The sequence below is a fragment of the Nitrosomonas ureae genome, from assembly GCF_900206265.1.
GTDB classification, from domain to species: domain Bacteria; phylum Pseudomonadota; class Gammaproteobacteria; order Burkholderiales; family Nitrosomonadaceae; genus Nitrosomonas; species Nitrosomonas ureae_C.
In genome coordinates this window covers 687,047-713,033 of record NZ_LT907782.1, presented here as the reverse complement: position 1 = coordinate 713,033, position 25,987 = coordinate 687,047, and the positions used below count along the sequence as shown (strand labels likewise).

Annotated in this window: 24 protein-coding genes, 4 pseudogenes and 1 riboswitch; of the genes and pseudogenes, 19 read left to right on the top strand and 9 right to left on the bottom strand. The window is 42.8% G+C overall.

The features are described 5' to 3' along the window. Positions 1-54: 54 nt before the first annotated feature. Both CPG39_RS03155 and CPG39_RS03150 read right to left on the bottom strand, forming a co-directional pair. Positions 55-1,302, bottom strand: a complete 1,248-nt coding sequence (locus CPG39_RS03155) for an OprO/OprP family phosphate-selective porin (protein WP_231990377.1) — start codon at positions 1,300-1,302, stop codon at positions 55-57. Between the two features lie 181 nt (positions 1,303-1,483). After that, the gene (locus tag CPG39_RS03150) at positions 1,484-2,683 is read right to left on the bottom strand and encodes an ABC transporter permease (protein WP_096291991.1); all 1,200 of its coding nucleotides are present in this window, start codon (positions 2,681-2,683) and stop codon (positions 1,484-1,486) included. A 538-nt stretch (positions 2,684-3,221) separates the two neighbouring features. Between CPG39_RS03150 and CPG39_RS03145 the strand changes: the two genes are divergently transcribed. The 10 genes from CPG39_RS03145 (at position 3,222) to CPG39_RS03100 (ending at position 13,574) form a co-directional block, all read left to right on the top strand. After that, complete coding sequence (locus tag CPG39_RS03145; RefSeq protein ID WP_096291990.1) at positions 3,222-3,572, top strand: four-helix bundle copper-binding protein; 351 nt, start codon at positions 3,222-3,224, stop codon at positions 3,570-3,572. 114 nt (positions 3,573-3,686) lie between these two features. Then, positions 3,687-4,001 carry a BON domain-containing protein gene (locus CPG39_RS03140; RefSeq protein WP_096291989.1) on the top strand — a complete coding sequence of 105 codons (315 nt, stop codon included), beginning with the start codon at positions 3,687-3,689 and terminating at the stop codon, positions 3,999-4,001. A 552-nt stretch (positions 4,002-4,553) separates the two neighbouring features. Next, positions 4,554-6,572, top strand: coding sequence for a CopD family protein (locus CPG39_RS03135; RefSeq protein ID WP_096291988.1), 2,019 nt, complete (start codon positions 4,554-4,556; stop codon positions 6,570-6,572). Between the two features lie 21 nt (positions 6,573-6,593). Next, complete coding sequence (locus tag CPG39_RS03130) at positions 6,594-7,187, top strand: hypothetical protein (protein ID WP_096291987.1); 594 nt, start codon at positions 6,594-6,596, stop codon at positions 7,185-7,187. A gap of 280 nt (positions 7,188-7,467) precedes the next feature. Further along, positions 7,468-7,569: riboswitch (glycine riboswitch) on the top strand. 41 nt (positions 7,570-7,610) lie between these two features. Further along, on the top strand, positions 7,611-8,702 hold the full coding sequence (gene gcvT, locus CPG39_RS03125; RefSeq protein ID WP_096291986.1) for a glycine cleavage system aminomethyltransferase GcvT: 1,092 nt from the start codon (positions 7,611-7,613) through the stop codon (positions 8,700-8,702). A 46-nt stretch (positions 8,703-8,748) separates the two neighbouring features. Continuing rightward, positions 8,749-9,138: a glycine cleavage system protein GcvH gene (gene gcvH / locus CPG39_RS03120; RefSeq protein WP_013647778.1), complete on the top strand. Its 390-nt coding sequence runs from the start codon at positions 8,749-8,751 to the stop codon at positions 9,136-9,138. A gap of 74 nt (positions 9,139-9,212) precedes the next feature. Then, complete coding sequence (gene gcvPA / locus CPG39_RS03115) at positions 9,213-10,565, top strand: aminomethyl-transferring glycine dehydrogenase subunit GcvPA (protein WP_096291985.1); 1,353 nt, start codon at positions 9,213-9,215, stop codon at positions 10,563-10,565. Between the two features lie 55 nt (positions 10,566-10,620). Continuing rightward, entirely contained in the window at positions 10,621-11,118 is a 498-nt protein-coding gene (tpx, locus tag CPG39_RS03110) for a thiol peroxidase (RefSeq protein WP_013647776.1), read from the top strand. Positions 11,119-11,140: 22 nt separating this feature from the next. Then, positions 11,141-12,595, top strand: coding sequence for an aminomethyl-transferring glycine dehydrogenase subunit GcvPB (gcvPB, locus tag CPG39_RS03105; protein WP_096291984.1), 1,455 nt, complete (start codon positions 11,141-11,143; stop codon positions 12,593-12,595). 43 nt (positions 12,596-12,638) lie between these two features. Then, the gene (locus CPG39_RS03100; protein WP_096291983.1) at positions 12,639-13,574 is read left to right on the top strand and encodes a carbohydrate kinase family protein; all 936 of its coding nucleotides are present in this window, start codon (positions 12,639-12,641) and stop codon (positions 13,572-13,574) included. Between the two features lie 131 nt (positions 13,575-13,705). Here CPG39_RS03100 and CPG39_RS03095 read toward each other — a convergent pair. The 3 genes and pseudogenes from CPG39_RS03095 to chrA form a co-directional block, all read right to left on the bottom strand. After that, a pseudogene (locus CPG39_RS03095) lies at positions 13,706-13,965 on the bottom strand (IS3 family transposase); the annotation flags it as partial. A 144-nt stretch (positions 13,966-14,109) separates the two neighbouring features. Continuing rightward, positions 14,110-14,252 (bottom strand): annotated as a pseudogene (locus CPG39_RS14660) (IS3 family transposase); the annotation flags it as partial. A gap of 100 nt (positions 14,253-14,352) precedes the next feature. Continuing rightward, on the bottom strand, positions 14,353-15,720 hold the full coding sequence (gene chrA / locus CPG39_RS03090; RefSeq protein WP_096291981.1) for a chromate efflux transporter: 1,368 nt from the start codon (positions 15,718-15,720) through the stop codon (positions 14,353-14,355). Between the two features lie 267 nt (positions 15,721-15,987). Here chrA and tnpA point away from each other — a divergent pair. The 5 genes and pseudogenes from tnpA to CPG39_RS03065 all read left to right on the top strand — a co-directional run. Next, positions 15,988-16,230 (top strand): annotated as a pseudogene (gene tnpA, locus CPG39_RS03085) (IS200/IS605 family transposase); the annotation flags it as partial. A 146-nt stretch (positions 16,231-16,376) separates the two neighbouring features. After that, positions 16,377-16,577, top strand: a pseudogene (locus CPG39_RS14655) (transposase); the annotation flags it as partial. Positions 16,578-16,834: 257 nt separating this feature from the next. After that, on the top strand, positions 16,835-17,011 hold the full coding sequence (locus CPG39_RS14650) for a hypothetical protein (protein WP_231990376.1): 177 nt from the start codon (positions 16,835-16,837) through the stop codon (positions 17,009-17,011). A 346-nt stretch (positions 17,012-17,357) separates the two neighbouring features. Further along, positions 17,358-17,690: a hypothetical protein gene (locus CPG39_RS03070; protein WP_096291979.1), complete on the top strand. Its 333-nt coding sequence runs from the start codon at positions 17,358-17,360 to the stop codon at positions 17,688-17,690. 557 nt (positions 17,691-18,247) lie between these two features. Next, complete coding sequence (locus tag CPG39_RS03065; RefSeq protein WP_197702896.1) at positions 18,248-19,153, top strand: DNA-methyltransferase; 906 nt, start codon at positions 18,248-18,250, stop codon at positions 19,151-19,153. On the opposite strand, the gene CPG39_RS03060 is transcribed toward CPG39_RS03065, so the two are convergent. From CPG39_RS03060 to CPG39_RS03045, 4 genes are all read right to left on the bottom strand, one after another. After that, positions 19,154-19,762 (bottom strand): hypothetical protein, encoded by a 609-nt coding sequence (locus CPG39_RS03060; RefSeq protein WP_096291978.1) that lies wholly within the window; start codon positions 19,760-19,762, stop codon positions 19,154-19,156. Between the two features lie 7 nt (positions 19,763-19,769). Then, positions 19,770-20,021, bottom strand: a complete 252-nt coding sequence (locus CPG39_RS03055; RefSeq protein WP_096291977.1) for a helix-turn-helix domain-containing protein — start codon at positions 20,019-20,021, stop codon at positions 19,770-19,772. Positions 20,022-20,157: 136 nt separating this feature from the next. Further along, a complete protein-coding gene (locus CPG39_RS03050) occupies positions 20,158-21,015 on the bottom strand; it encodes an SIR2 family protein (RefSeq protein ID WP_096291976.1) in 858 nt (285 codons plus the stop codon). Beyond that, positions 21,012-22,040, bottom strand: coding sequence for a ParA family protein (locus CPG39_RS03045; RefSeq protein ID WP_096294236.1), 1,029 nt, complete (start codon positions 22,038-22,040; stop codon positions 21,012-21,014). Before CPG39_RS03045 ends, CPG39_RS03050 begins: the two co-directional genes overlap by 4 nt. Before the next feature lie 352 nt (positions 22,041-22,392). On the opposite strand from CPG39_RS03045, the gene CPG39_RS03040 reads away from it, so the two are divergent. The 4 genes from CPG39_RS03040 (at position 22,393) to CPG39_RS03025 (ending at position 25,981) form a co-directional block, all read left to right on the top strand. Next, entirely contained in the window at positions 22,393-23,220 is an 828-nt protein-coding gene (locus CPG39_RS03040) for a hypothetical protein (protein ID WP_096291975.1), read from the top strand. 102 nt (positions 23,221-23,322) lie between these two features. Next, complete coding sequence (locus CPG39_RS03035) at positions 23,323-24,702, top strand: replication initiation factor (RefSeq protein ID WP_096291974.1); 1,380 nt, start codon at positions 23,323-23,325, stop codon at positions 24,700-24,702. A gap of 2 nt (positions 24,703-24,704) precedes the next feature. Further along, positions 24,705-25,052, top strand: a complete 348-nt coding sequence (locus CPG39_RS14995; RefSeq protein ID WP_419866140.1) for a helix-turn-helix domain-containing protein — start codon at positions 24,705-24,707, stop codon at positions 25,050-25,052. Then, complete coding sequence (locus CPG39_RS03025) at positions 24,971-25,981, top strand: tyrosine-type recombinase/integrase (protein WP_419866147.1); 1,011 nt, start codon at positions 24,971-24,973, stop codon at positions 25,979-25,981. The genes CPG39_RS14995 and CPG39_RS03025 overlap by 82 nt, the downstream gene beginning before the upstream one ends. Positions 25,982-25,987: the final 6 nt, after the last annotated feature.

Below are 25,987 nucleotides of genomic sequence, written 5' to 3'. Positions count from 1 at the left end.
TGATTAATAGATTGACAGAAAATTGGAAATTCCGGTGGTTATCGCATTAGTCTATTAGAAGCTGAGCTGAGTTCGGAAAGAAAGCACTGAAAAATGATCAGTACGCGTTGGCGTATTCAAGCCGGTGTTTCCAAATACCGCATCAGCGAAATAATAATTCAGCATAAACCGGATGTTCGTATAAGGGTACCAATTTACACCCAATGTGACGACTTGAATCTGGCATTTTGAGGTACCTGTTCTACATGGATTGGCGGTGAGGCTTTGATTGGAATTCTCAGCCAGATCATAACGTCCAGCAAATTCCACTGCGCCCCATCGACCGTTTGGCTGAGGTTTACCAAAAGCACCGCGATCTTTCCTATACACGGCAGTTTCTCCAGTCACAAACCAGCTGGCTTGCACATAAAAAGCATGAATGGTGGAATCCCTGCTGTTTCCAGCTGTTTGATGGGTATTATCTAGCCTTGTGATGGCATATTCCCCTTGTAGTGTAAACGGCCCGAAGGAATATGCGGTTTCTGCAGCAAAGGTGGATTGACTATTATGGTTAGGCACGCCCAAGCTGGTTCCGGCGATTCCCAAGGATTGAGTGATGCCTTGGCGTCCACCGTAAACGTCGACCACTCCAGCTGAGAGGGAATCTTTATTGGTGGTATCCCGACTGGCAGAAAGCCCAAGATGCAGAATGTGGCCTGCTTTGTCGATCGGCAGCCAGACCGCGCGACCGCCATAGCTGATCCCTGTAAACGGCAAACCAAAGTGCGACAGGCTCATCACATGAATGCCAAAACCCAGATTGTCCTTGACCATTCCCCGATAGCCAATACCAGTCAGAAATTGACGTCCGCTGTATATTCCGGTAGAGGAGGTTGATGGTCGTTCCATCAAGGTGATTTCATTGGAGCTGGTTATTTCTTCCAATCCCCGGTACGGCTTGAATTGCCCGATGGTTAACTGACCCGTTCCCAATCCCGTTGCTATCCAGGCTTCTCGAAGGCTATGTGGAAAGCCGGTAGTCGCATTAATTGCGAAATCATCTTCGAATTTAAAATTAACCCCATAAATTCTTCCCGTAATGGTGGCGTAGGTTCTGCGCCAATTAAAGCCATCACGATCATCGCCATACAAAAGTTGACTGCCCAATGCAGGATAACCCGGATTTGCCTGATCAGGATATAACGAATGCACATCGAAGTGTCCGCGGCCGTTTAACCCAATTTCAAATTTGCCATCATCAGTCTTGACCCTAGGGCCGCCTTTGTAGGTGAAATTAACTGCATGACATGAGGCAATGCTCACATTTGTCAGTATTATGAGGCTACAAAACTTTACAGTATGCTTCATATATCACATTTGGGTTCATTCTGTTTCTTGCAGCTTGGAAAGAGTAAAGTATGCCGGATTATATATCAGCTTAAATCGCATTACTGAAGTAGTGCTCAGGACGGTAAAAATAAGAAAACAATGAGTTACCTATCGATTAATCTGTACGTAATGCATCCACTGGGTTTAGTTTTGCCGCCTGCATGGCTGGGATCACACCGGCGGCGAGGCCAATCACCATCGATATGCACAAGGCACCCAGTACATAATCCCATGGAATATTCACGGGCAGATCGCTAATCAATAATTTGAGCAACCAGGCGATGCCTGCGCCGATAAATAATCCTGCTAACCCACCCAGTGTGGAAAGCGCAATGGATTCCAGCAAGAATAAAATACGGATGCGCGTACGTGTCGCACCTAAAGCAGTAAGCAAACCGATTTCCGATACTCGTTCAGAAACCGCGATATGCATTAACGTGACCATGCCGACTGCGCCTACTATCAAAGAAATACCGCCTAGTGCAGCAACCGCAAACTTTAATACGCCCAACACAGTGGATAAAGTACTGAGCATTTGCTGCTGCGGTTTGATGCTGAAATCCTCCCGCCCGTGACGTGCAATCAGGATGCGCCGGATATCGTCGACAACGGCGTACACCGGAACATCGGGAAAGTAGGCCAGTTGAATTTCCATCACACCTTGCCGGTTGAACACTTCCAATGCTCGAGTGGTGGGTATGAAAACAGTGTCATCCAGATCAAACCCGAGTACTTGACCCTTCGATGCCATGACACCGATCACACGGAAGCGCGAACCACCAACCTGCAGGATTGCACCGAGAGGGTTAGTGTCGCCGAATATCTCCGCGCGTACTTTTGCACCCAATACTGCGTATGCTCGTGGATTACGCGGATCATCATCAGGCAAAAATTGTCCGATTTCGACTTGCATATTAAATGCCTTGGCGAAATCGGGTCCTTGGCCGTACGCCGTCACACGGCGGCTACGACCTTGTGCGCGGATTTCCGCATTGCCGACTACGCTGGCATTGATATATTCGGCGTGGCGACTTTGCCGCAAGGCCATCGCATCTTCTATCGTCAACAATCGCGCGCTACCGATAGCACCCAGGGAGCCGCCATGTGTATTGATTTTTCCCGGTGTAATCGTGACGATATTAGTGCCAAACTGAGTGAATTCGGATAATACAAAGCGTTGTACGCCATCGCCAATAGCGGTCAGGAGAATGACCGCTGCAATTCCGATGGCAATTCCCGATGCCGACAATACCGTACGCAGCCGATGAGCCAGTAATGATCGTAAGGCAAACTGAAAAGTATCAATCGCATTCATATTCGCCATAAGAAATGATAAATCCTTGGTAAATCATGGATGAATCGCGCAGGATAAAGCCTTGCGCTTAACCCGTTTATTCGTCGTTGTAATAAATATCTTCTTATGCACTTTTATGCAGTCGCGCGATGCGACACATCGAAAAATTCAATGGGCAAATATGTTAAGTCCTGGTCCCAAAGTCAAGTCAAAAATCAAGCCGATGATTGTTTCGTCTGATCATTTTTTGAATATGTATGATACCGCACAGACCACGATTAGCATTGTAACTATAGTTGCAGTTGTTCGCGTGATTCCAGCTTCTGTCATAAAAACATTATGTTATGGGGTTATTTCATTGCAGTATTGTTTGTCGTGTTAAATAAATTCCGAACAAGTGACATTTCATGCATGACGAGTAATTTATTAATTCATTATTGAAGATTGATCATTGTGTTCAATATGATCAATTCGTGCTTTTCAGAATTTCCTTAACTAATTGTATTGTTTCATTGTTTATTTATCTTTATCCACTCACTACTTACCTTAGGAGACATTTATGAATCAGTCAATCTACACCAAGCATGATATGCAAGCCTGTATTGCAGCCTGTACCCGTTGTTATCAGATTTGCCTGCACATGGGGATGAATCATTGCCTTGAAACCGGTGGGGAACATGTTGAATCCACGCACTTCCGACTACTGATGAGTTGTGCCGAAATCTGTCAGACGTCAGCTAATTTCATGCTCAGTGGTGCCGCTCATTCCAGCGCTGTTTGCGCTATTTGTGCCGAGATTTGTGAAGCATGCGCAATAGATTGCGAAAAAACCGGAGATATGGATCAATGTGTCGAAGCCTGTAGAGACTGTGCCGAAACATGCAAACAAATGGCGAGCATGCGCCACTAGATTGATCATGATTGCAAGTGTAGTATGAGAAGGATGGTTGAATAACCAGTTCGGGGTATTATTGATCTAACCAAGCTGATCGTTTGAGATGAGCAATTGACAGGAGATTGAATTATGAAGTACTTCACGAGATTATTCCTTTTACCTTTTTTGACTGTGGCATTACTCGTTACCGTGGGATGTGGGTCAACGCATAAACAGGAAGGGACAGGAGAATATTTTGACGATACTGTTATTACCACCAAGGTAAAAGCCGCCATATTGAATGAGCCGACACTGAAGGCTACCGAAATTAATGTCGAAACATTCAAGGGGGTAGTGCAGCTCAGCGGCTTTGTAAGCTCCTCCGCCAGTATTAATAAAGCGATTGAAGTGGCCAGCGGCGTCGCCGGAGTAAAATCGGTCAAAAATAGCATGCATCTTAAATAGATAGCGCGAGAAACAATCCGGCAAGCCATGTTTACATTAACAGTAAAAAGATGGCTTGCTACCCCCCGTTCCGTTCTTCTTTGGTTTTACAGTTTGTTTATGATGACGTAATTCACCAATTTTATTCATGGTTTACCGTTGCACGGCAATTCCTCCAGCACCACTCTGCGACGGTGCATATCATCGGAGCACGGTGGATTCAAGACGATATAGATGCGTAGAGCTCAGCAGGTAAGAATTTTTCCGCATGATCTCGAAATATATAGCCGACGTGATGGCTGGCCGATTAATATGTCTTAAGCATCTGAACCCAGCAAAGCGGGTCTATTAGTTCAATGAACAAATTGTAATGATTATCTCTCAGGCAATAGGCAGAGTAATCTGCTCACTTGCGTAATTTGCAGGCTTGAATATCCTTCAACTCAAGGTAGAATGTTTTAATAATTTTATTTGAGCTCACAATTTTGAACTGCCTGCTGATTGAGTTGTTGTCTGTCGCAATCTATCTTGCGGGAATTATCACAATAATAGAAATGTTCCTATCGTAAACCCATGATTGAAATCATTGCTGCAGGTGCACGGTGGTCACAATTGACCGCTAATTTAATTTTGTTCGGAAGTTGTATTTTTCTGGTAATTATTGGTCAACCGAAGACATTGTTTGAAACCTCGTGGGTTGGTCGGCTTGAAAAGTGGTTTCCATGGATGGCAGGCATTATCTTGTTAGGATTGCTTGGCATCCTGGCCGTCACTACGGGTGAAGCCACGGGAGTTGCTGCTAACGCTTGGAATCCATTTGTCTGGCTGGAAATCGTGCAGAAGACGCAGATTGGCTATATTTGGGTGGCGCGTGCGATACTGGCAAGTATATTATTGATAGTTATACTTTATTTTCGGCGTATTCAGCGGGAACGATGGCACTATCTTTTATGGGCAGTTGCCGCCTCTCTCCCGTTGATAGCGGGTACGTTGATGAGTCATTCCAGTGCGGATGAGATGTCTGTTGCAGCGGTTGCACCGTATGCCGTGCATATATTATTGGCAGGTGTCTGGTTTGGTGCGTTACCGGCCTTTCTTTTTATCTTATATAGCAACTACAAATCCGGTAAAGCAGTTGATTTGGAAACGGCCAATTATCTAAAGAAATTCTCGGCCGTTGCGTTACCTGTAATACTTTTACTGGCCGTTACCGGCCTGATCGTTACCGATCGCCTGGTTGAAACTTTTTATCATACCCTGGTTGCCAGTCCTTACGGTTGGCTGTTGATCGCGAAGTTAAGCGTCCTGACGGTTATTTTGGTGATTGCCTATCATGCACGTTACCGGTGGCTTCCCATGCTGTTCGAGGAGGGCACTGAACAGGCCCATCGCAGTGCCAAACATCTAAGACAGTGGGTCGGCATTGAGTTTTTGTTGGCATTATTGCTGGTGCTGCTTGCAACTATTCTGGCCAACACGTTGCCAGCCAAGCATACGGTGATTGAGAATTGGCCCTATCCATTCCGTTTTTCGATCAATGCAACTTGGGATGAGCCGTATGTGCAGGAAATGGTGTGGTCTGGAGTTGTTTTGTTTTTCATTGCATTGTGTACTGTTTGGCTGGGTAAGAGATACCATTGGAGCAGGATGGTAAAGATTTTAGTACCTGGTTTTCTGGGGATCAGTTCAATGGCGATTGCTTTGCCGCCTTTGGCGATTGAAGCCTATCCTGAGACTTACCTGAAGCCGACGGTACCTTTTGATACCATTTCCATTGTCAATGGCTCCCGCCTGTTCGCAGAAAACTGCATCAACTGTCACGGTCCGCAAGGCAAGGGTACTCAGCCCGTTGCCGATCCCGAGGTACGGGACCCTACTGATCTGCTCACACAACAGCATACGGCACAATATACTGTAGGTAATGTTTTTCATCTACTGACGCATGGTATTCCGGGGACGGAGATGCCGGGTTTTGCTGCAACTTTGTCCGAAGATGATCGCTGGGATTTGATCAATTTTCTTCACGCATTATCGCGTGGTTTTGATTCACGCTTGTTGGGGAGTATGATTTTACCCGAGATGCCTGTCATCGCATCGCCGGTGTTTAACTATGCAGCGAGTGACGGTTCTAGTGGCAATTTAAGGGATTTTCGTTTACGCAAGAATGTATTGCTGGTGTTGTTTTCCTGGCCGCAATCCAAAGAGCGTTTTTTTCAATTGGCTGCTTCATACGATCGGATCAAGGCGCTAGATACCGAGGTTTTGGCGGTACCGATTCGTGCCCTGGAGCTATGGGAGTTAGAACAAATCACTGAAATTGCAAATTTTCCAGTGGTCATTGAGGGGTGGTCAGAAATCAAAGATAGTTATTGGCTCTACCGACGGGTTAGAACAGTTCCTGATCTATCGGGCAAGGGAATGTTTCCCAGGCACATGGAATTTATCACCGATCGTTTCGGTTACTTGCGTGCACGATGGGTGGCTCAATTTGAGGGATTCGGCTGGCAAAATTTCGATGCTTTAACACTCCAATTGAGACAACTTAATCAGGAGGGTGAAATCATGCCTCCGCCTGGGGAACATGCGCATTGATATTTTTACAAGGAGGTTGAGATGAACAATATGAAATGGCAGAATTCACGGCAGGGCTGTTTTATCTGGAAGCCCATGTTGTTATGGATCACTGCGATATTATGCATTGCTGTATCGCAAGGGTGGGCCAGCAGCCCGGAAAAAAATATTTTAGAAACGATTGAAATCGAGGGTATTTCAATTAGTACGCCAGTGGAAATGATTGCGAAAATTCTGCAAGCGCGAGATTACACGAAGGTCAATGAATCCCTGTATACCAAGCAGGAGTATGCAGATAAAGGCCGGAGTACGATTTCCCGTGTGGAGGTCGATGATAATCCGGCTTTTCGTCAAATCACCTATTATCGGGGCATGAGTGGCGGACGGAACAAAAGTCCCACAGCGCGTGATGCACCGATACCTGATTCCGATATCGACATGGCACAGCAGCTATATCATTCAGTTTGTATGAATATTCCGGATGAATTGCAAAATGCAAGAGGATGTGATCCGCTTACTCCGGCCACTATCAAATTTGGTGGTGCGCAGTGGATTCAAATCGATGATCATTTTTCTGCCATATTAACGGTATCCGATACTCACGCAACGATTGGAATAAGATTTTCAAGAGATTAATATTAAAATAATTATTTATTATTTTAAACCGATCATTCGAGCTTTCTTTGTACCTGCCAATCAGTTTACTTTTTTGATCATCATCGTTTATAACCGGTCAGAAAATTTATTTGAATGGCTTGCTTGTATAAAACATTGTTACTAGAGTATAGTTCGCACTCAGCCATTTGAAGTCCAAGCAGGAGAGCGCGCTAATCATTAAGAAGCGCCGCCGAAGGCGTAACCCCCCGGAATCGCTCAGGCAGGGTCAAGTCAGACTTGTTCCTTGAGAACCGCTTGTGACGGGCAATCTGGAGAGTGTCAAAAAATTATTTTTGACCACCGAAGGGGCACGCGGATGCTAATCTGTAAATCTCTCAGGTAAAAGGACAGAGGGGTGCGAAGCCATCTGAGATGACTTTTATCTATTTCCGGGAGAATTCCGTGCTGAAAATGACACCCCTTAATCAAACCCATCGCGATATGAATGCCAAAATGGTGGATTTTGGTGGCTGGGATATGCCGTTGCATTACGGCTCACAGTTAGACGAGCACCATAAAGTCCGTCAGGATGCAGGCATGTTTGATGTCTCACACATGTTGCCCGTGGATATTAAAGGCGACAATGTGCGCGACTTTCTACGCAGGCTGGTGGCAAATAATGTTGATAAATTGACGCTTCCTGGCAAAGCGCTGTATTCCTGCATGCTGACCCCGCAAGCAGGTATTATTGATGATCTGATCATATATTTTTTGTCTGAAACTTGGTTCCGCATCGTGGTCAATGCTGGCACAGCGGATAAGGATGTCGCCTGGATGCTCAAAAAACGTGATGAATGGGCACCTAATCTCGAAATTACACCAAGGCGCGATCTTGCCATGATTGCTGTGCAAGGCCCCAATGCCCGCGCCAAAGTCTGGCAGGTCATTCCAAATTCTCAATCAGCGACAGAAGAGCTAAAGCAATTTCAATCCGCAGTTATCGGGCAATACTTCATTGCACGTACGGGCTATACCGGCGAAGATGGCTTTGAGATTATTTTGCCTGCTGCCGATGCGCCTGTATTCTGGAAATCGTTATATGCTGCTGGTGTTGCCCCTGCTGGATTGGGTGCGCGTGATACGCTGCGTCTGGAAGCGGGTATGAATTTATACGGTCAAGATATGGATGAGACAAAGAATCCGTTGGAATCCGGCTTGTCTTGGACCGTTGATCTGAAAAGTGAACGTGATTTCATTGGTAAACAGATACTGTCAGATACCGTTGTTACGCACCAATTAGTAGGATTGGTACTAGTTGATCGTGGTGTATTGAGAAGCCATCAACTAGTTGTCGGACAAAAAGATGGCGTTGAGTATTCGGGTGAGATTACCAGTGGCGGATTCTCGCCAACCATGAACCAATCGATTGCTTTGGCACGTATCCCCGCGCAAATAACCATTGGAGATGAAGTCGATGTCATCGTGCGCGATAAAAAGCTGCGCGCAAAGGTGGTAAAATACCCATTCGTGCGAAATGGCAAAGTATTGGTTTAATAACAATTAATTAAAAATATTTGATTACTTTAATCCGGAGTGAAAAATGAGTATTCCAACACATTTAAAATATAGCAAATCTCATGAATGGGTAAAATCCGAGGCGGACGGTACAGTCACTGTTGGTATTACCCATCATGCGCAGGAATTACTCGGTGATATGGTGTTTATCGAATTACCGGAAGTTGGACGTGTGCTTAAACAAAAAGAGGAATGCGCAGTAGCGGAATCAGTCAAGGCAGCTGCAGATGTATATTCTCCTATCTCGGGTGAAGTTACCGCGGTGAATTCTCCGCTGGTCGATGAGCCAGGAAAAATAAACGAAGATGCTTATTCCGCCTGGTTATTTAAATTAAAACCCAGTAATACAGCCGAGCTGGATGGATTAATGGATGCAACTGCTTATAACGAGTTGGTCGAGAACGAGGATCACTAACGTCTATCCAGGATTGAAATGTACTTTGTTTTACTATTTTAATGTCTTATTTCTGAAAGTTTTCTAGATAAATCATGCCGTTTATTCCACATACCAAAGAAGATGTTACCGAAATGCTTGCCAGCATTGGCGCGAAAACAATTGAAGAGCTTTTTGATGAAATTCCAAAAGAATTGATCAGCGGTGAATTAACAGGCGTTCCTCCCGGACTGAGCGAAATGGAAATAACTCGACTGATGATGGCACGTGCTACTCAAGATGGGTTTTATCAAAACTTCATTGGTGCGGGTGCTTATGAGCATCATATACCTGCGGCGGTTTGGCAGATCACCACGCGCGGAGAGTTTTATTCTTCCTATACACCTTATCAAGCAGAAGCCAGTCAAGGGACTTTGCAGTTATTGTATGAATATCAATCCATGATGGCTTCTCTGACCGGGATGGATGTGTCCAATGCCAGCATGTATGACGGTGCTACGGCGCTGGCTGAAGCTGCTTTAATGGCAGTGCGTTCGCACAAAACGTCGCGGCGTATTTTGATTCCGCAAACAGTTCACCCTGTTTATCGTCAGGTGGTTCGTGCTATTGTCAGCAATCAAAAAATTGAAGTGGTGGAATTGCCTTACTGCACTGAATGCGGACAAATTCTACCGGAATCATTAGTCAACTCGAATCATGAAGATTTTGCCGCTCTGGTGATTCCGCAACCTAATTTCTTTGGGGTGTTGGAACAAGTCGATGCATTGACCGATTGGGCGCATAGCAAAAATGCTTTTGCCATCGGTGTTGTTAATCCAACTACGTTGGCAGTATTGACTCCTCCTGGAGAGTGGGGCAGCAAGGGTGCCGATATTGCTGTCGGTGAAGGCCAGCCCCTAGGAATACCTTTATCCAGTGGTGGTCCATACTTTGGTTTTATGGCGTGCAAAAACGAGCTGGTGCGTCAGATGCCAGGACGTATTATTGGTCGTACTTCGGATTTGGATGGCAAAGAAGGATTTGTGCTGACCCTGCAGGCGCGCGAACAACATATCCGCCGTTCCAAAGCAACATCCAATATTTGTACCAATCAAGGGTTGATGGTGACCGCAGCCACTATTTTTATGTCGTTAGTGGGGCCGGAAGGATTGCGTCGGGTGGCGGCACAATCTCACGCCAATACGCTGGAATTGGTCGAACAGATGGTGAAGATTAAGGGTGTGGAAAGAACATTTAGCGGGCCCGTATTTCATGAGACTGCATTAACTTTGTCTAAGCCTGTTGCTGATGTGTTGAATAAGCTGAAACAGAAAGGCATTCTGGGGGGATATAATTTGCAAGGGCAATATCCTGAATTGGGTAATACCTTGTTGGTTTGTGCAACGGAAACCAAGACTGAATCTGATTTGCGAAATTATGCAACCGCCATGCAGCAAGTGCTTGGTTAATTAACCTCGCTTTACTTAAACCTATTACTTTCAACTATATTGTTAAGGAAAAATCATGGTTACTCTCAAAGGAAATCCCATCAAAATTGAAGGTACTTTTCCAAAAGTCGGTCAAAAGGCACCGGCATTTTCTTTGGTCAATCGAGATCTGCAGGATGTTACATTGGCCAATTATGCAGGAAAAAAGAAAGTATTGAACATTGTTCCCAGTCTGGATACGCCGGTATGTGCAATTTCAACCCGTAAATTCAACCAGCAGGCAAGTAATATGGACAATACCGTAGTATTGATTATTGCCGCTGATTTGCCTTTCGCCATGAGCCGATTTACTGACGCTGAAGGTTTGGATAAAGTAATTACATTATCGACCATGCGTGGTGCCAATTTTATGAAGGATTATGGAGTTTTGATCGCCGATAGTCCATTTGGTGGGATTACAGCGCGTGCGGTAATTGTGTTGGATGAGTCAGACACAATTATTCATGCTGAACTGGTTCCGGAAATTGCGGATGAACCTAATTATGACGCAGCCATGGCTGCCTTGAAGCAATAAATTGAGATTGAATCTATAGATCATGTTGATATTTGAACACTCGCGCCCAGGGCGTTTTAATTATTCCCAATCACCGGCAAAACCGGCAAGCAAGTCTGCAATTCCGCAGAATCTGCAGCGCAAATCGAAAGTGCTGCTGCCGGAAGTTTCCGAGATGGATACGGTGCGTCACTTCACTCGCTTATCACAAAAGAATTTTTCGATTGATACCGAGTTTTATCCTCTAGGTTCATGCACGATGAAATACAATCCGCGCGCGTGTAATTCATTAGCGATGTTGCCGCAGTTTCTATCCCGGCATCCACTGGCACCTGAAGACACCGGACAAGGTTATCTTGCGTGCATGTATGAGTTGCAGGAAATCCTGAAATCGGTTACCGGCATGGCCGGTGTCAGCCTGACACCGATGGCGGGTGCCCAGGGGGAATTGATTGGCGTTATGATGATTCGTGCCTATCACGAATCGCGCGGCGATTTTGAACGCACTGAAATCATTGTGCCCGATGCAGCGCATGGTACAAATCCGGCTACTGCAGTGATGTGCGGTTTCAAAGTAGTGGAGATCGCTACCGACAAAGATGGTAATGTGGATCTGGACGCATTGAAAGCCGCCGTTGGGCCAAAAACTGCCGGGCTGATGCTAACTAACCCATCGACTTTAGGCGTGTTTGAAAAAAATGTTGCTGAAATGAGTCGTGTGGTGCATCAGGCGGGTGGCTTGCTGTATTACGACGGCGCCAATCTGAATGCGGTATTGGGTAAAGTGAAACCGGGTGATATGGGCTTTGATGTGATCCATATCAATCTGCACAAAACCTTTTCGACTCCGCATGGCGGTGGAGGTCCGGGTTCTGCGCCGGTAGGCGTGGCTGAACGCTTGTTACCTTTTATGCCGATTCCCATTGTTGCCAAGGAAGGTGATACTTATCGCTGGATTACTGAAAAGGACAAACCGCAATCTATTGGCCGATTGTCCGCACACATGGGGAATGCCGGTGTGCTGCTACGTGCATATATCTATGTTCGCTTACTGGGATTGGATGGGATGCATCGCATTTCCGAGTTTGCCACACTGAATGCCAACTATTTGATGGCTGAATTGCGCAAAGCGGGATTTGAAATTGCTTATCCGAATCGCCGCGCCAGCCATGAATTCATCGTAACGCTGAAGGATATCAAGGATAAAACCGGCGTAACCGCTATGAATCTGGCCAAACGCCTGCTCGATAAAGGTTATCATGCCCCAACGACATATTTTCCACTGTTGGTTCCCGAATGCTTGTTAATCGAACCAGCCGAAACGGAATCCAAAGAGACGCTGGATGCTTTTGTCACATCAATGAAAGAAATCCTGCAGGAAATCGAAACACAACCGGATATGGTGAAAGGCGCGCCGCATACTATGCCGGTACGTAAGCTGGATGATGTCAAGGCTGCGCGTGAACCGGATTTGGCCTGGAAGCAGCAGGGTGTCTGACGCAGTTAAGTCAAATCCCATTGATTGAGGTAAAAACCGAATAATGCGCACATTGATATGTGGTTCTATCGCTTACGATAATATTATGGTTTTCCAGGATCAATTTAAGAATCACATTTTGCCTGAGAAAATTCACGTATTAAATGTCGCATTTTTAGTTCCTGAAATGCGCCGCGAATTCGGAGGCTGTGCCGGTAATATTGCATACAATCTGAAAATGCTGGGGGGCGAGCCTGTCATGATGGCTACCGTCGGCGATGATTATGCGCCTTATGCCACACGGTTTGAACGATTAAACCTGACCCAAGAACACGTATTGCACGTAGCCGATACTTTCACTGCGCAAGCCTTTATTACCACTGATCTGGATGATAATCAAATCACCGCATTTCATCCGGGAGCGATGAACTTCTCGCATCTTAATTCCGTGCAGGAAACCCGTGATATTCAGTTGGGCATTATTGCGCCGGACGGACGCGACGGTATGATGCAGCATGCGGGCGAATTTTACAAAACTGACATTCCGTTTGTTTTTGATCCGGGACAGGGACTGCCGATGTATAACGGAGAGGAGCTACTTGATTTTATCGACAAAGCCGATTACATCGCCGTCAATGACTATGAAGGTCAGATGCTGCAAGACCGTACGGGAATTAATCTGGAATCCTTAGCGAACAAAGTCAAAGCCCTAATCATCACTCTGGGCGCGCAAGGCTCCCTTATTTACGCCGATGGCAAGAAATTTGTGATCTCTAGTGTTAAACCTAAAGAAATCGTCGATCCCACTGGCTGCGGCGATGCCTATCGCGCTGGATTGCTATACGGTATCGTCAATAATCTGGACTGGCAAACCACAGGTCAATTGGGTTCGTTAATGGGTTCCTTAAAAATCGCCCAGCGCGGCGGACAGAATCACCAATTTTCTCGTGATGAAATTGATCAATATTATTTTGAGAACTTTGGTACTCGTATTTTCTAAAATAAAGCGTTACGTTTCTGGATTGGAATTTTAATTTTCTTAAATCGAGTCATATGATGTGTGCTTCCAAAAATGGAGTCCATTGATTTAAGCAGCGAGTAGACTTGCGCACTGTCGCTGCATAAATTGTGTGGGCGATATAGCCCAAATCTTTCTTGTTTGCGCAGTCGGTTATAGAAGATCTCGATATATTCGGCAATCTCCTGACGGGCTTATGCCGTGTTTTGAATTTCCGGCGGCGCACCAGCTCGGTTTTAAGTATTCCCCAGAAACTTTCCATCGGCGTATTATCATAGCAATCACCTTTACGACTCATGGAAGCGATCATGCCAAATTGTTGCAATAAATTCTGGTAATCATGTACACAGTATTGGCTGCTACAATCTGAATGAACAGAGACCTTTGCACGGTTACTACGCGGCACGATAATTGCGTTAAAAATTTGCGAAAAATGCTCATTTACCCCGTGTAAACTCCGCTTTTTCGCAAATTTTTGCCTTATTCTCGTACCGCTCATGACACCGTGCAAAGGTCTCGAACAATTAGTCCGTTACCGGGATGTTTACTTGCAGTTGTATGAAACAAAGCTTGTATAACTAAATCTTTAGTCATTCTTTCATTCATAGCGTAGCTTACCAGTTCTCCATTAAACAGATCCTTTACGCCAGTGAAATACAATCAACCTTTATCCGTAGGGATGCGTAAATGAGTCAAATACGGTGGGCGGCTTTGCTGTACCGCCGATTCATTTTAAACTCCACTATCTTGTTAAACGGTTTTATATAAAAATTGTTTTTACACTAAGTCCAATAACAGCACAAACAAAGATTACTTCAAGTACGTTTCGCTTAAACTGAAATAAAGCAACCGCAGCTACTAAGGCGATCAGCGCTGATATCCAATCAAATGTGCCGCTAAACCCTTGCGGCCATAAAACATGATATCCAAAGAATAGTGCTAAATTTAGGATAACTCCCACAATTGCTGCTGTGATCGCAGTTAATGGCGCTGTGAACCTTAAATCATTATGTGTTGACTCGACAATGGGTCCGCCTGCAAGAATAAAAATAAATGATGGTAAAAATGTAAACCAAGTGAAGATAATTGCTGATAACGAGCCTGCCAAAAACAGCATATCCGATCCTAGGAGTTCTTTTACATATCCTCCAATAAACGCTACAAATGCTACTACCATTATTAATGGCCCCGGTGTTGCTTCTCCTAGTGCTAAACCATCGATCATTTGTGCTGGTGTAAGCCATCCATAGAACTCGACTGCTCCTTGATAGATATAGGGTAAAACTGCATAAGCACCGCCGAAAGTTAGTAATGCAGCCTTTGTGAAAAACCAACCCATTTGAGTAAATGTGTGATCCCAACCATGATTCACTGTCAATAGGCTTATTGGGATTAGCCAGAGCATTATTCCTGCTAATGCAATTATAATTAATCTTGACCAGATAAAGCGTGCATGTTCAGGCGGCGGTGTGTGGTCATCGATTAATGCCGCACCATAGGAAACATTTGCTTTCGTATGTGCATTACCGATATGAAAGTGTTTGGGTATGAACTTTCCACCGATAAAACCTATAAGAGCCGCAGAAGCTACAATTATCGGGAATGGAACTTTTAAAGCAAAAATTGCTATAAATGAAGCTATTGCGACTGATAATAAAACGCTATTTTTAATCGTCCTTGATCCAACTCGATAAGCTGCTTGAACTACGATGGCTGTCACTGCTGGTTTTATCCCATAAAATATACCAGCCACAATGGAAACATCTCCAAATGCGACATAAACCCAGGAAAGTATAATAAGAATGACTAAAGAAGGTAATACAAATAAGACTCCGGCAATAATTCCACCCCACGTGCGATGTAATAACCACCCTATATAAATTGCAAGCTGCTGAGCTTCGGGACCTGGTAGTAACATGCAATAATTTAAGGCATGCAAAAATCGCCGCTCTGAAATCCATCGCATGCGTTCAACAAGATCCTGATGCATTATAGCAATTTGTCCTGCTGGACCTCCAAAGCTTATAAATCCAAGCTTTAACCAATACCAGAAAGCCTCAGTTAATGTTACTTGTCTGGGTGGGGTAGCCTTGGCGGAACTAGAAATATGTTTTTGTGATTCGTCCATTACTTCTCCTTGGAATTATCCAATATCGAAGCAGACCTTGGACGAGAATCGTCTTAGATTGGGGAGGCTGCTGAATCCCCGGGGCTACGATTATAGCATTAAGTTATAATAATATTTATAAAAATGAATTCTCAAATTTGCATAAACGAGCCATAAATGGCGCACGGCCTTGCCGTGCTACTAAACTGCTTTAGAATTTCCATGATCGCTTAATGTTTGAATCTCTCCGGGATATATTCCCCGCCCCTTGGGGCGTAATATATTTGCGTGAGCGAATATATACATAAGAGCCATAATGAAACAGTGCTGCTTTATCATGTGGTGTTTCCGGCGAAATATCGCCGCGCCGTATTTGATGAAGCTGTGGACGGGGTGTTGCGGGATGTCTGTTTAGATCTCGAACGGCGTTACCAGTTGAAATTCATGGAGATTGGTACAGATAAGGATCATGTGCATTTTCTGGTGCAGTCGGTTCCCGCATACAGTGTCACAAAACTGGTGACACTGATCAAGAGAGACCTTTGCACGGTGTCATGAGCGGTACCAGAATAAGGCAAAAATTTGCGAAAGAGCGGAGTTTACACGAGGTAAATGAGCATTTTTCGCAAATTTTTAACGCAATTATCGTGCCGCGTAGTAACCGTGCAAAGGTCTCCAAGAGTATCACGGCGCGGGAGGTATTTCGCTTATGTTCTCATGTGAAGAAACAGTTGTGGGGCGGGGAATTCTGGACTGATGGTTATTTCGTCAGTACAGTTGGCCGTCATGGCGATGAGGACACAATAAGAGATTACGTTAAAAAGCACGGAGATGTCTATCAGCAGTTATACGAAGACAGACAACTCGCTCTCTTCTGATACCCCGCCGCTTGCGGCGGGGTTGTTCATTTGGTAGGCCGTGCGCGATTCGAACGCGCGACCAACGGATTAAAAGGTATTATAACTTACTGTTTATATTAATATTAAACTCGCTAGTGCTCGCCAACACTCGTAAATAGCAGACAGATTTGTCACGCTCAAATTCTGTCAATCACTATTCATAAGTTGCTGATAAATAAAAATTTATTGTGGTTCAAAATATGATCATCAATATCTCAAAATTAATTGATATATGAATGACTAATATGTTCGATTCCACTAATGATATTTTAATAAATATGGTAAATAAAGTAGAAATTAACTGGTTAAATGAGCCAGAAGCACATAATTATCCAGCGGCTTTATCTTATTTGCGTTTAATTTACGATGAACAGACGGCCGCTAATTATGTGGGTAATCTTAAAAAAAAGTAGTACCTTCAGAATTTAAAGCTAAAGATATCTTTAGGACATCCGGTTTATCATTGCTCGGGATAAGCAATACTCATATCATTAAAAATCATCAGAAAACACTGTCGGGGGATCAGTTGTCACCTCTTCTTCTGATAAGAGACTCAATCAATGGTAAAGTTATTGTGGCGGATGGATATCATAGACTGTGTGCGATATACACTTACGACGAAGATGCTCTCATTCGATGCAAAATTGTATAGTATTTTGCATCAATACTGTTGATTTAGATTTCTCCAAACACAACATAATGAATATTGGAATTGTTTAATTAATAGCTAGAAGCTGTAATATTTCAAAGGACTGAGATTTGACTGAGGAAATATCGAAAATTGATTCGGCAGTAGTGGATGAGATTCAGCTTATTTTAGCTGAAAAACGTACATCACTATCTGTTATGCGAACAGGCATAGCAATACTAGCCCTTCCTTTGTCAGTCGGGAGCTTACTGGTAGCCACTTCAAAATTTTATGATGCCCTCAATGTTTTGCATTTTCTAATTCCACTGGGAATACTTAATCTTGCCTTAGTTATTTTAAGTGCATATTTAATTATTCACTCGATAATTCGAATTCATTTTTATGATCAACTTCTTTATAAGATTAAGTTAAAGAAAAGTGAATTTGCTGAATTTATTGAGTAAATAAACACTCAGGAGCATGAGAAAATGACTTATTTGGAATTTATTCAGGTATTTATTCTTAATAAATTCCAATTTTAGTATGTACACAGGCTAACATCCTTAGATACAAAATTAACCAGAAAATGAAGTGAAAGGGTAGTGACATCCCTACACTTCCATTTAATATACGGCCTAAAAGTTCATTAAACCCAATTGATAATGAACTAATAAAAATGTCTAATTGGCGCAATGGAGAGGGGTCGGACCTCCGACTCGCTGATTACGAAACGTAGCTGTAAAATTTAGATATATACAAATCAATTACTTGCAATGCTTGCCAAGCATAAAACCAGTGCCACACAACCCTAAACAGTAGGATTAGCAGTGTAGTTTGACACAAATTTGACACAATCCTTCTTGTATCCTTCAAGTAATTCTGTATCTTTGACAATGCCTCAATTTGAAGTTAGTTTAGTTTTTTTGTCAAATTAAGATTGGGGTTAAGCAGTTTTTTATTTTAAAATTATCCTATTTTAGGATATTATTAGATGCACAGATTATTTTAAAAGAGAAAGAGCGTGTCTACACTGACTATTGCACAAGATGATAATCAAAAACATTCATTATTTGCAGAATCGTTTTTTGATGCTTCTCAATTTCTAATCAATAGCTCACCTCTGCCTAATCTTTGCTACAAAACAAAATTAGGAGCTCTATTTGATGGTGATTGTTTAGATATATTGCCAGCTTTTCGCGATGAAATAATCGATACCATTTTCGCAGATCCACCTTTTAATCTAAATAAGGTTTATGGAGCTAAGACTAAGGATAATCGTCCTGAAAATGAATATATAAAATGGTGTCATAGATGGATTGATGAGTGCATCCGGCTTTTAAGGCCAGGAGGAGCTTTTTTTCTTTATAATCTACCCCGTTGGAATATATTGTTAGGCGCTTATTTAATGGATAAAGGTCTTGAGTTCCGACATGACATCTCAATAGAAATGAAGAGTGGTCTTCCGATTTCAGGAAAACTCTATCCAGCTCACTATAGTCTTTTATACTTTACCAAAGGAAAACCGAGGATTTTCAGGAAAATTAGAACACCTATTGAAACTTGTAGACACTGCGATGGTGAAATAAAGGACTATGGTGGCCATCGAAATGCGATGAATCCCCAAGGTGTAAATCTGAAAGATGTTTGGACAGATATTCCTCCTGTAAGGCATTCTAAATTTAAATCAAAAAATCGAAAAGCTAATGCACTCTCGACAAAAATTCTTGATCGTGTCATTGAGCTTTCAACATCAGCTAATGATCTTGTTCTTGACCCCTTTGGTGGAAGTGGAACAACCTATACGGTCTGCGAAAAAAAAGGAAGGAGATGGATTGGCATAGAACTAGATTTTTCAGATGATATTATCTTCCGTCTCGAAAATAACCATATTCATCATCACAAAAATACTGATTATATAGAAGGATAATCAAATATTGGCGCGACCATCAGTTCCTTTTGGGATTCTTGGAACAGATTTACTTTCAGCATCATGTTCTATTACGATAATTTCCAAAACACCTCGGTTGCATGGTATGGCACGCCACAAGGGAAGGTAAGGCTCTAATTCACTATAGTTACCAATACGGTCGGTTAAATAAGGATAAAGCTTACGAGAAGGAACAATAAGTAATCCAGCAATAATTGCATCAGTAAGAAGACCAAGTGCCATCTTATTCATAGAGCGGTGACTTGATGAGATATTTCCAGTTTCCCACTCAAACGCAACGATACCACTTTGTGAAATGAAAGCTGCATCCATATTACCGGGTCTTATACGCTCACCTACCGGCCAAGGGTATTCGCTAACCCAGCCTTCTTTGATTAAATTATCAATTGCACGGTTCTTAATAGGTTTTACGCCATTGCCTTGGCCTGTCTTCTTGCCGCTTTCTGGGAAAATTGTAAAAAACCCAGAGCCTGGTGGCCAATCCACTAACTTTACTGAAGAAAGCGCCTGCTCTCTGATTCTTTCCCATTCTGCTGAAACAGCAAAATTACCTTTCTGGATAAGTGTTTCGATGTGGACAATTTTCATAATGCCCTCAGATCTTTTTAAATGGATTATTTATTTCCATCTTTCTAAGCACTTCTGATGGACTTACGCCAATCGCACGAACAATCTGTAGAAACTCTATAACATCCAACCTGCGTTCGCGATTCTCATATTTTGATACGAAGGATTGTGGTTTATTAAGCCTATCGGCTAATTCCTGCTGAGTTAAATCTGCATTTTTTCTGGCAGATATTAGACATTCCAGGAAACTATGATATTCATCACTATTGATGGACTTCAAAGACTGGGCTCTTCTTGTAAAAATTAAATTTCACAAAGTTATACCCTCATTTTGAAAACATCCCAAGATGGGATATTTTTGTGTGCTGCGGTTGTATCAAAGGATTTATCTGTTTAGATCAGTAGCAATGTTTTTTTTACGATATGACTGTGGATCGTTCATTTTCTACTTGTCCTAATAAATTATTTAGATCGGTTAACAAATTCTCATATGATGGTCCATATTCAAGTGCACTAATGTTGAAGGTATTTTGCCAATCACTAAGCTCTAGAGTATTCATCGATTTCTTTTTAATGATTGCGTAGTGCGGTCTTTCTGATGAGCTTGAAATTTTTACTTCCTCAAGAATCAGTAACACGTCAGGATCAGTGAGACTACAGCCTATAAAAACAACGGTGTTTGTTAGAAAAATTGCTTTTATAATTTCATAAAATTGTGAATGATTTCTTTTAGCCATGTGATATTGCGAGCGTGTAAATATCATATTTGAGATATCATCTATAGATCCATGTGCCTTGATAATAAGACGACTATCCGATCTAATCTCATCAACTAAATCCCTAGAATAATAATTGATAATTTTATACGCATCAGAATTTGCTATTGTCATACAATAATTCTCATAGATACGATCAAAATTTGTTGTGATTACGATGCGAGAATCTAGATCATAAATATTCTCATGTAGCTTGCTGGGTTGGTACGCTGGATTATTAAAATTTTTATTCAAGAAATCTTTGTAATCACTTTTATTGGCAAATTGGTGAATACCTTGGAGTGCTAAAAGATATTGTTTTTCTTTTATCATTTTTTTAACAATAGTTTTTTCTTGTGTATTTTCTATAAGCGACTGCGCTTCATTAAGGAATTCTTTCCATGTTTTAGGATGGACTCCATGATCATCAATAGAACTTGCAGATACTCCAGCGCCCAAAAAGAAAACGCATCTTCTGGCTGCCACTTCTCGAATTAGCGATCTTGGCCAACTTATCATTGCTCGATTCCGATATTTTGCATGAGCTTGTCACAGAAGATGTTCATTATTTTTTGGTAATCTTCTACTTGTTTAAATTGGTTTCCCATAAGTTTTCCTGATTTTCTGAGCTCATGAATTGGATACCTGTGGGCTTGGGCAAGGGGAACGAGACTGTATAAGAAAGGGATGTGACCTAGTTCAAGATCATTAGTCTGCAAATTCCTTGATTTCAGGAAACTTAGGTTGACTTCAACGGTAATAGGGATTTCTTGCAAAATTTTATCGTAAGCTTTTACAGGTCGCTTACCGGATTTGAAAGTTTTAGTCACGTATTGTTGAACTGAGTAGCCTGCAAATCTAAATTTAGTATCACTATCAGTGATTATTGGATAATTCTCTATTTCCCCTGGCCGATCTTCTTTTACATTTGCGATACTCCTGGTGTATTGACGCTGCCAATTTTTTAACCATGAGGCAATATTTTGGATACCAAGCAAACTAAAAATATCACATCCAAAAGGCGTCACAAGATAGTCTACAGAAAGCAAAACTGTTCTGTTAAGAGCGCCTAGAGATGGGCCTACATCGATAATTACTAGGTCATATCGGGATTCCAGATTTTCAAAGAGCTGGGAACACCAATTTGTGATGCGGTAAGCGGCTAGTGTTCCCGCTTGCATATCATTCCAGGCACTGCTCAGCTTATCCTCTACTAATGAGATCTTGGGATGGCCAGGTATTAAATCTGTTTTAAACTGGTTTTGTGTACCAAGAAAAGGAATTATTTTTTTAGATATTGCAGGCTCGCCTGCTTCAATTGGTGCAAGATAATCAAATAAGGTTGGCAAATTAGGGTCGCGATCAAGGTAAATCTTTTCGCATATTTCGTCTGAAAGCATTGCTTGAGTTGCATTACATTGCGGGTCGGCATCAATCAGCAAAACTCGCTTTGATTTATGGATGCTAATATATGACGCCACATTGCAAACAAGTGTTGTTTTTCCAACCCCACCTTTGTTGTTAAAAAAGACTACAGATTTCACAGATAACCCCATTTTGTCGGTTAAAGTACAACGATAAATGCTTAACGGTGTGGTCGCAATAGCAAATTAATAAAGAATTGCCATTCGAAAAGAATTAGTTTTTAAGAAATTATTCTTTCTTAGCTCAGTATTTGTTTAAATAAACTGATTCTCACTGGTTTAATGTCACAGTCTGGCATAGCCAGTCTGTTCCCATACTATGCACAAGAGCAAAGCTGTTGTGCACAATATTAATTCAGTATTTGAATATGTTGCCGTAGTTTTCCGTAACAGATAAAAACCAAAAAAGAAGCTAATAATTAGTAATTAGCATCTTAGTCGCAAGTCGAATTAATTAATACGGCAACTCAACATGAATGAAACCCATTATGCTAACGGCATTACAGCACAAAATTTGCGAGCTATCCTTGAGTTATGGGAACAAATGGTTCCTGAAATCGAGGAGACGATGCAAACGATCATTGAAATTAATGATAAGTTGTTTGATAAAGAGAGCGACTCATTCGGTTGGTGCCATTTATATGAATTACCTGTCAAAGATCATATAAATTTCAACTTTCCAGTCCTCCTTCAACAGGATCAAATGGTTGCCTGGCGCAAGCAGATTACGGAATCACCTGGGAAAATTATTGCTTTGCCGGATGTCGCCAAACAAGTTGATGACCATTTTGAAACAAGAGATAGTCTGACCGAAGAAGAGATTGAAGCTTTACGTCCTTTTCTTCACGATTATTGCGCATACTTTTATTCCATTCAGTATTCCTTGCTTTGCCTTCTTTACCATGGCTGTTTTTTAAATGAACTGATTGATCGTGTCCGTTCTGGTAATGATGAAGCACTATTTGATGCGATTCGAATTGACCCAACGATTATTGGATGTCAAACAGTCAGCGACAGAATCAGTAAAGCAAGGCGGTTGCGTGATGATGTATTTCTTGACAAGCTTAGAAAAACGCAAAGTGGCGTTACGGCAAAACTCAAGCAGGCTAATTTTCAACAAATGCGTCTAATTCTCAGAATTCTTTCTGAAGCAGGTGCAACACGTCTATCCAATGATCAACTTTACCGATTGTTTGTAGAAGAGCTAAAACTCTATACAGCTAATTCAGCAGGTGGCGGTGTTGAAAAGTCATTACGTAAATTCGCCAACACCTATATGAAACAATACGCAACCACTTAAAAGTTCAATTTTTGGGTGGAATACAAATTCTGAATTGGTATACAAAATCTCTATCCGTTGCGGCAAGCATTTTGCATGGCCGCCGTGGATATGAGGTATATCATGAACGAAGAAGCTGACGTTTTATCGAGTGCTGTAACATTAAATCAAAATCAATCCGCTGAGCCAACACGCGAGGCGACGTGCGTGAGCACGGCCGCGTGGCGTGATGGCGAAGTGGAACAGAATTTGACAGATGCATTGCATCAGTCAGAATCATCGCCACAGGGTACGCCCCCTAGTAACACAGTACCCAATAACAGCAATAGAGAGTATTTCAAGCTGTTAAGATTTGGGGTTGATAGCCTTTATTTATCCTATCCAGGTGAGTTATTGTCTGATGTGGATGAAGAGTTAAAAGAGCTGAAACAGATTGCTCAGTCGCCTGAGTTACATGAGCAGGCGCTTGCTCAATACCCAATAAACGAGCATATCTTTGAAGTAAAAAGTAGCGGAAAAGGTTTTTTTCCTTATGTGCTGAGAGATAATGCCTTTCATATTCAGCTATCCCGTAGCCGGTCTATTCCATTTGCCTATGTGCAGCTCTCCAGCGAGTATCTGACCTATAAGGCTCCTGTGGATGCAGAAAATGCTCTGTATCTCATTCTGAAGCGATTAGGGACTATGGATCAATCAGCCAATGTCAGCCGGATTGATCTGTTTGTTGATTTTGTCACTTTGGTAAATATGGAAAGCTGGGATCGTCACGCCTGGGTTACGCGTGCAGCAGCTATCAATACCTATTCGGTTGAGCGGGAATTCTCCGGCTGGATGATCGGGGCGGGTGGTGTTATCAGTTGCCGTTTGTATAACAAAACCCTGGAGATTAGGCATTCCAAGAAAGCTTATCTTCTTGAATTGTGGCACAAAGCTGGATGGAATGGATATGATCCGGTCTGGCGGCTTGAATTTCAATTAAAACGTGAAGTACTTACCCAGAAAGGGCTCGGTAAGTTAACTGAAGTATTGGATAATCTCAACGGTTTATGGAGTTACGCAACTACTGAATGGTTGCGGCTAACGCTGCCTAATATTGAAGATCAAACTCGTTCACGCTGGCCTATCCATCCATTGTGGTGCTATTTATCATCGGTGGATTGGCAAACGGATAACAATCCTCTGTTGCCTCGTTTTACTTCAACTCGTATTCCCAGAAATGAAATGATTTTCCGCTACGCTTTGAGCTCGCTGGTTTCATTTATGGCGCGTGAGCAAATTACGGATTTTGATCATGGCTTTGCTGCTTACAAGCTCGCTTTCTGCCAGCATTTTGATGAAAAAAGCTTCAATTTGGGATTGTCTTTCGATGATTTCATCAAAGAAAAGATAGCTATCAAAGCGCGTCAGTTCAATATCATTCTGAATCGTGATATCGAAGCCGAAGAAAAAGCCAAGCTGGATAAATCTGCCATTGAGTATCGGAAACAGTCAGACGGTGAATAGTGATGGATAAAATTAGCCTGCCTCTGCCTTCAATCCGATGCTTATCCAAAGAAGAAGCGGCGCAATATCTCGGTATTGGCGTGACACTGCTCTCTGAACTAGAGATTCCCTGTATCAAACTGGGTCGTCGCTGCCTATATGACAGGGTTGACCTGGATGCCTGGATAGAAGAATATAAGCAGTGCGAGCACGGGCGGGCTAAGAAGGAGGCAATATGGCCCAAACCCAAGAAGGTGTCTACCGGAGGCAAGATTCCCGCTTCTGGTGGATTGCAACAACGCTCCCAAACGGCAAAAGAATACGCCAAAGCGCTGGGACTGAAAACCGACAAGATGCCGAAGCACTGCTAGCCAAAATCAGGCTTGAAGCATTCAGGGAACATCACTTCGGAATCAAACCCCAGCGTTCATGGCAAGAAGCCGTAATACGGTATCTCGCGATAAAAGCAACTTTGCGAAGCTTCGATGATGTTCAGCGCATTTGCCGCAAGCTTGATCCTTTTTTAGGTCACTTATTATTAGATCAGATTACCGGTGATGTAATTTGGTCTGTTATACAAGGTGTGCTTGCTAAAGGAAATAAGCCTGCTACAGTAAATCGTTATCTGGCATTAATTCGTAGCTTGTTGCGTATGGCACGAGATGAATGGCAATGGATTGAGACTATGCCAAAAATTCGCTTTTTAACAGGCGAAACAGAACGTGATAGATGGCTAACAAGAGAGGAAGCTAATCGGTTAATAGTCGTTAGTCCTCCTCATTTGGCGGCTCTGATTCGTTTTGCTCTTGCTACGGGCTGCCGCGCTAGGGAGATAACTGGTTTGGAGTGGAATCGGGTTGATTTACAACGTAAAACGGCCTGGCTTAACCAAACCAAGAATGGAACACCGCGAGGTGTGCCGCTGAATTATGATGCTATCGCCGTTCTTGAAGAGCAACTCGGAAAGCATGAGCAGTTTTGTTTTACCTATCAAGGTAAGCCGATTCTCTGGGAAATTACGAACAGTGCGTGGCATACCGCTCTAGCTAAAGCAGGATTGAAGGATTTTCGGTTTCATGATCTCAGGCATACTTGGGCTTCATGGCATCGTCAGGCTGGTACGAGCTGCGATGAACTGAAGGATTTAGGCGGCTGGAAATCCAGGATCATGGTGGATCGCTATGCGAAGTATGCTACTGAGCATTTACGGATTGCAGCGGCTAGAATCGAGGATGGACGTGGCGGGAATGTTGTGAATCTGTCACGTTTTAGTCACGTTCAAAAAGAAAAAAGGAGTTAGTGTTTA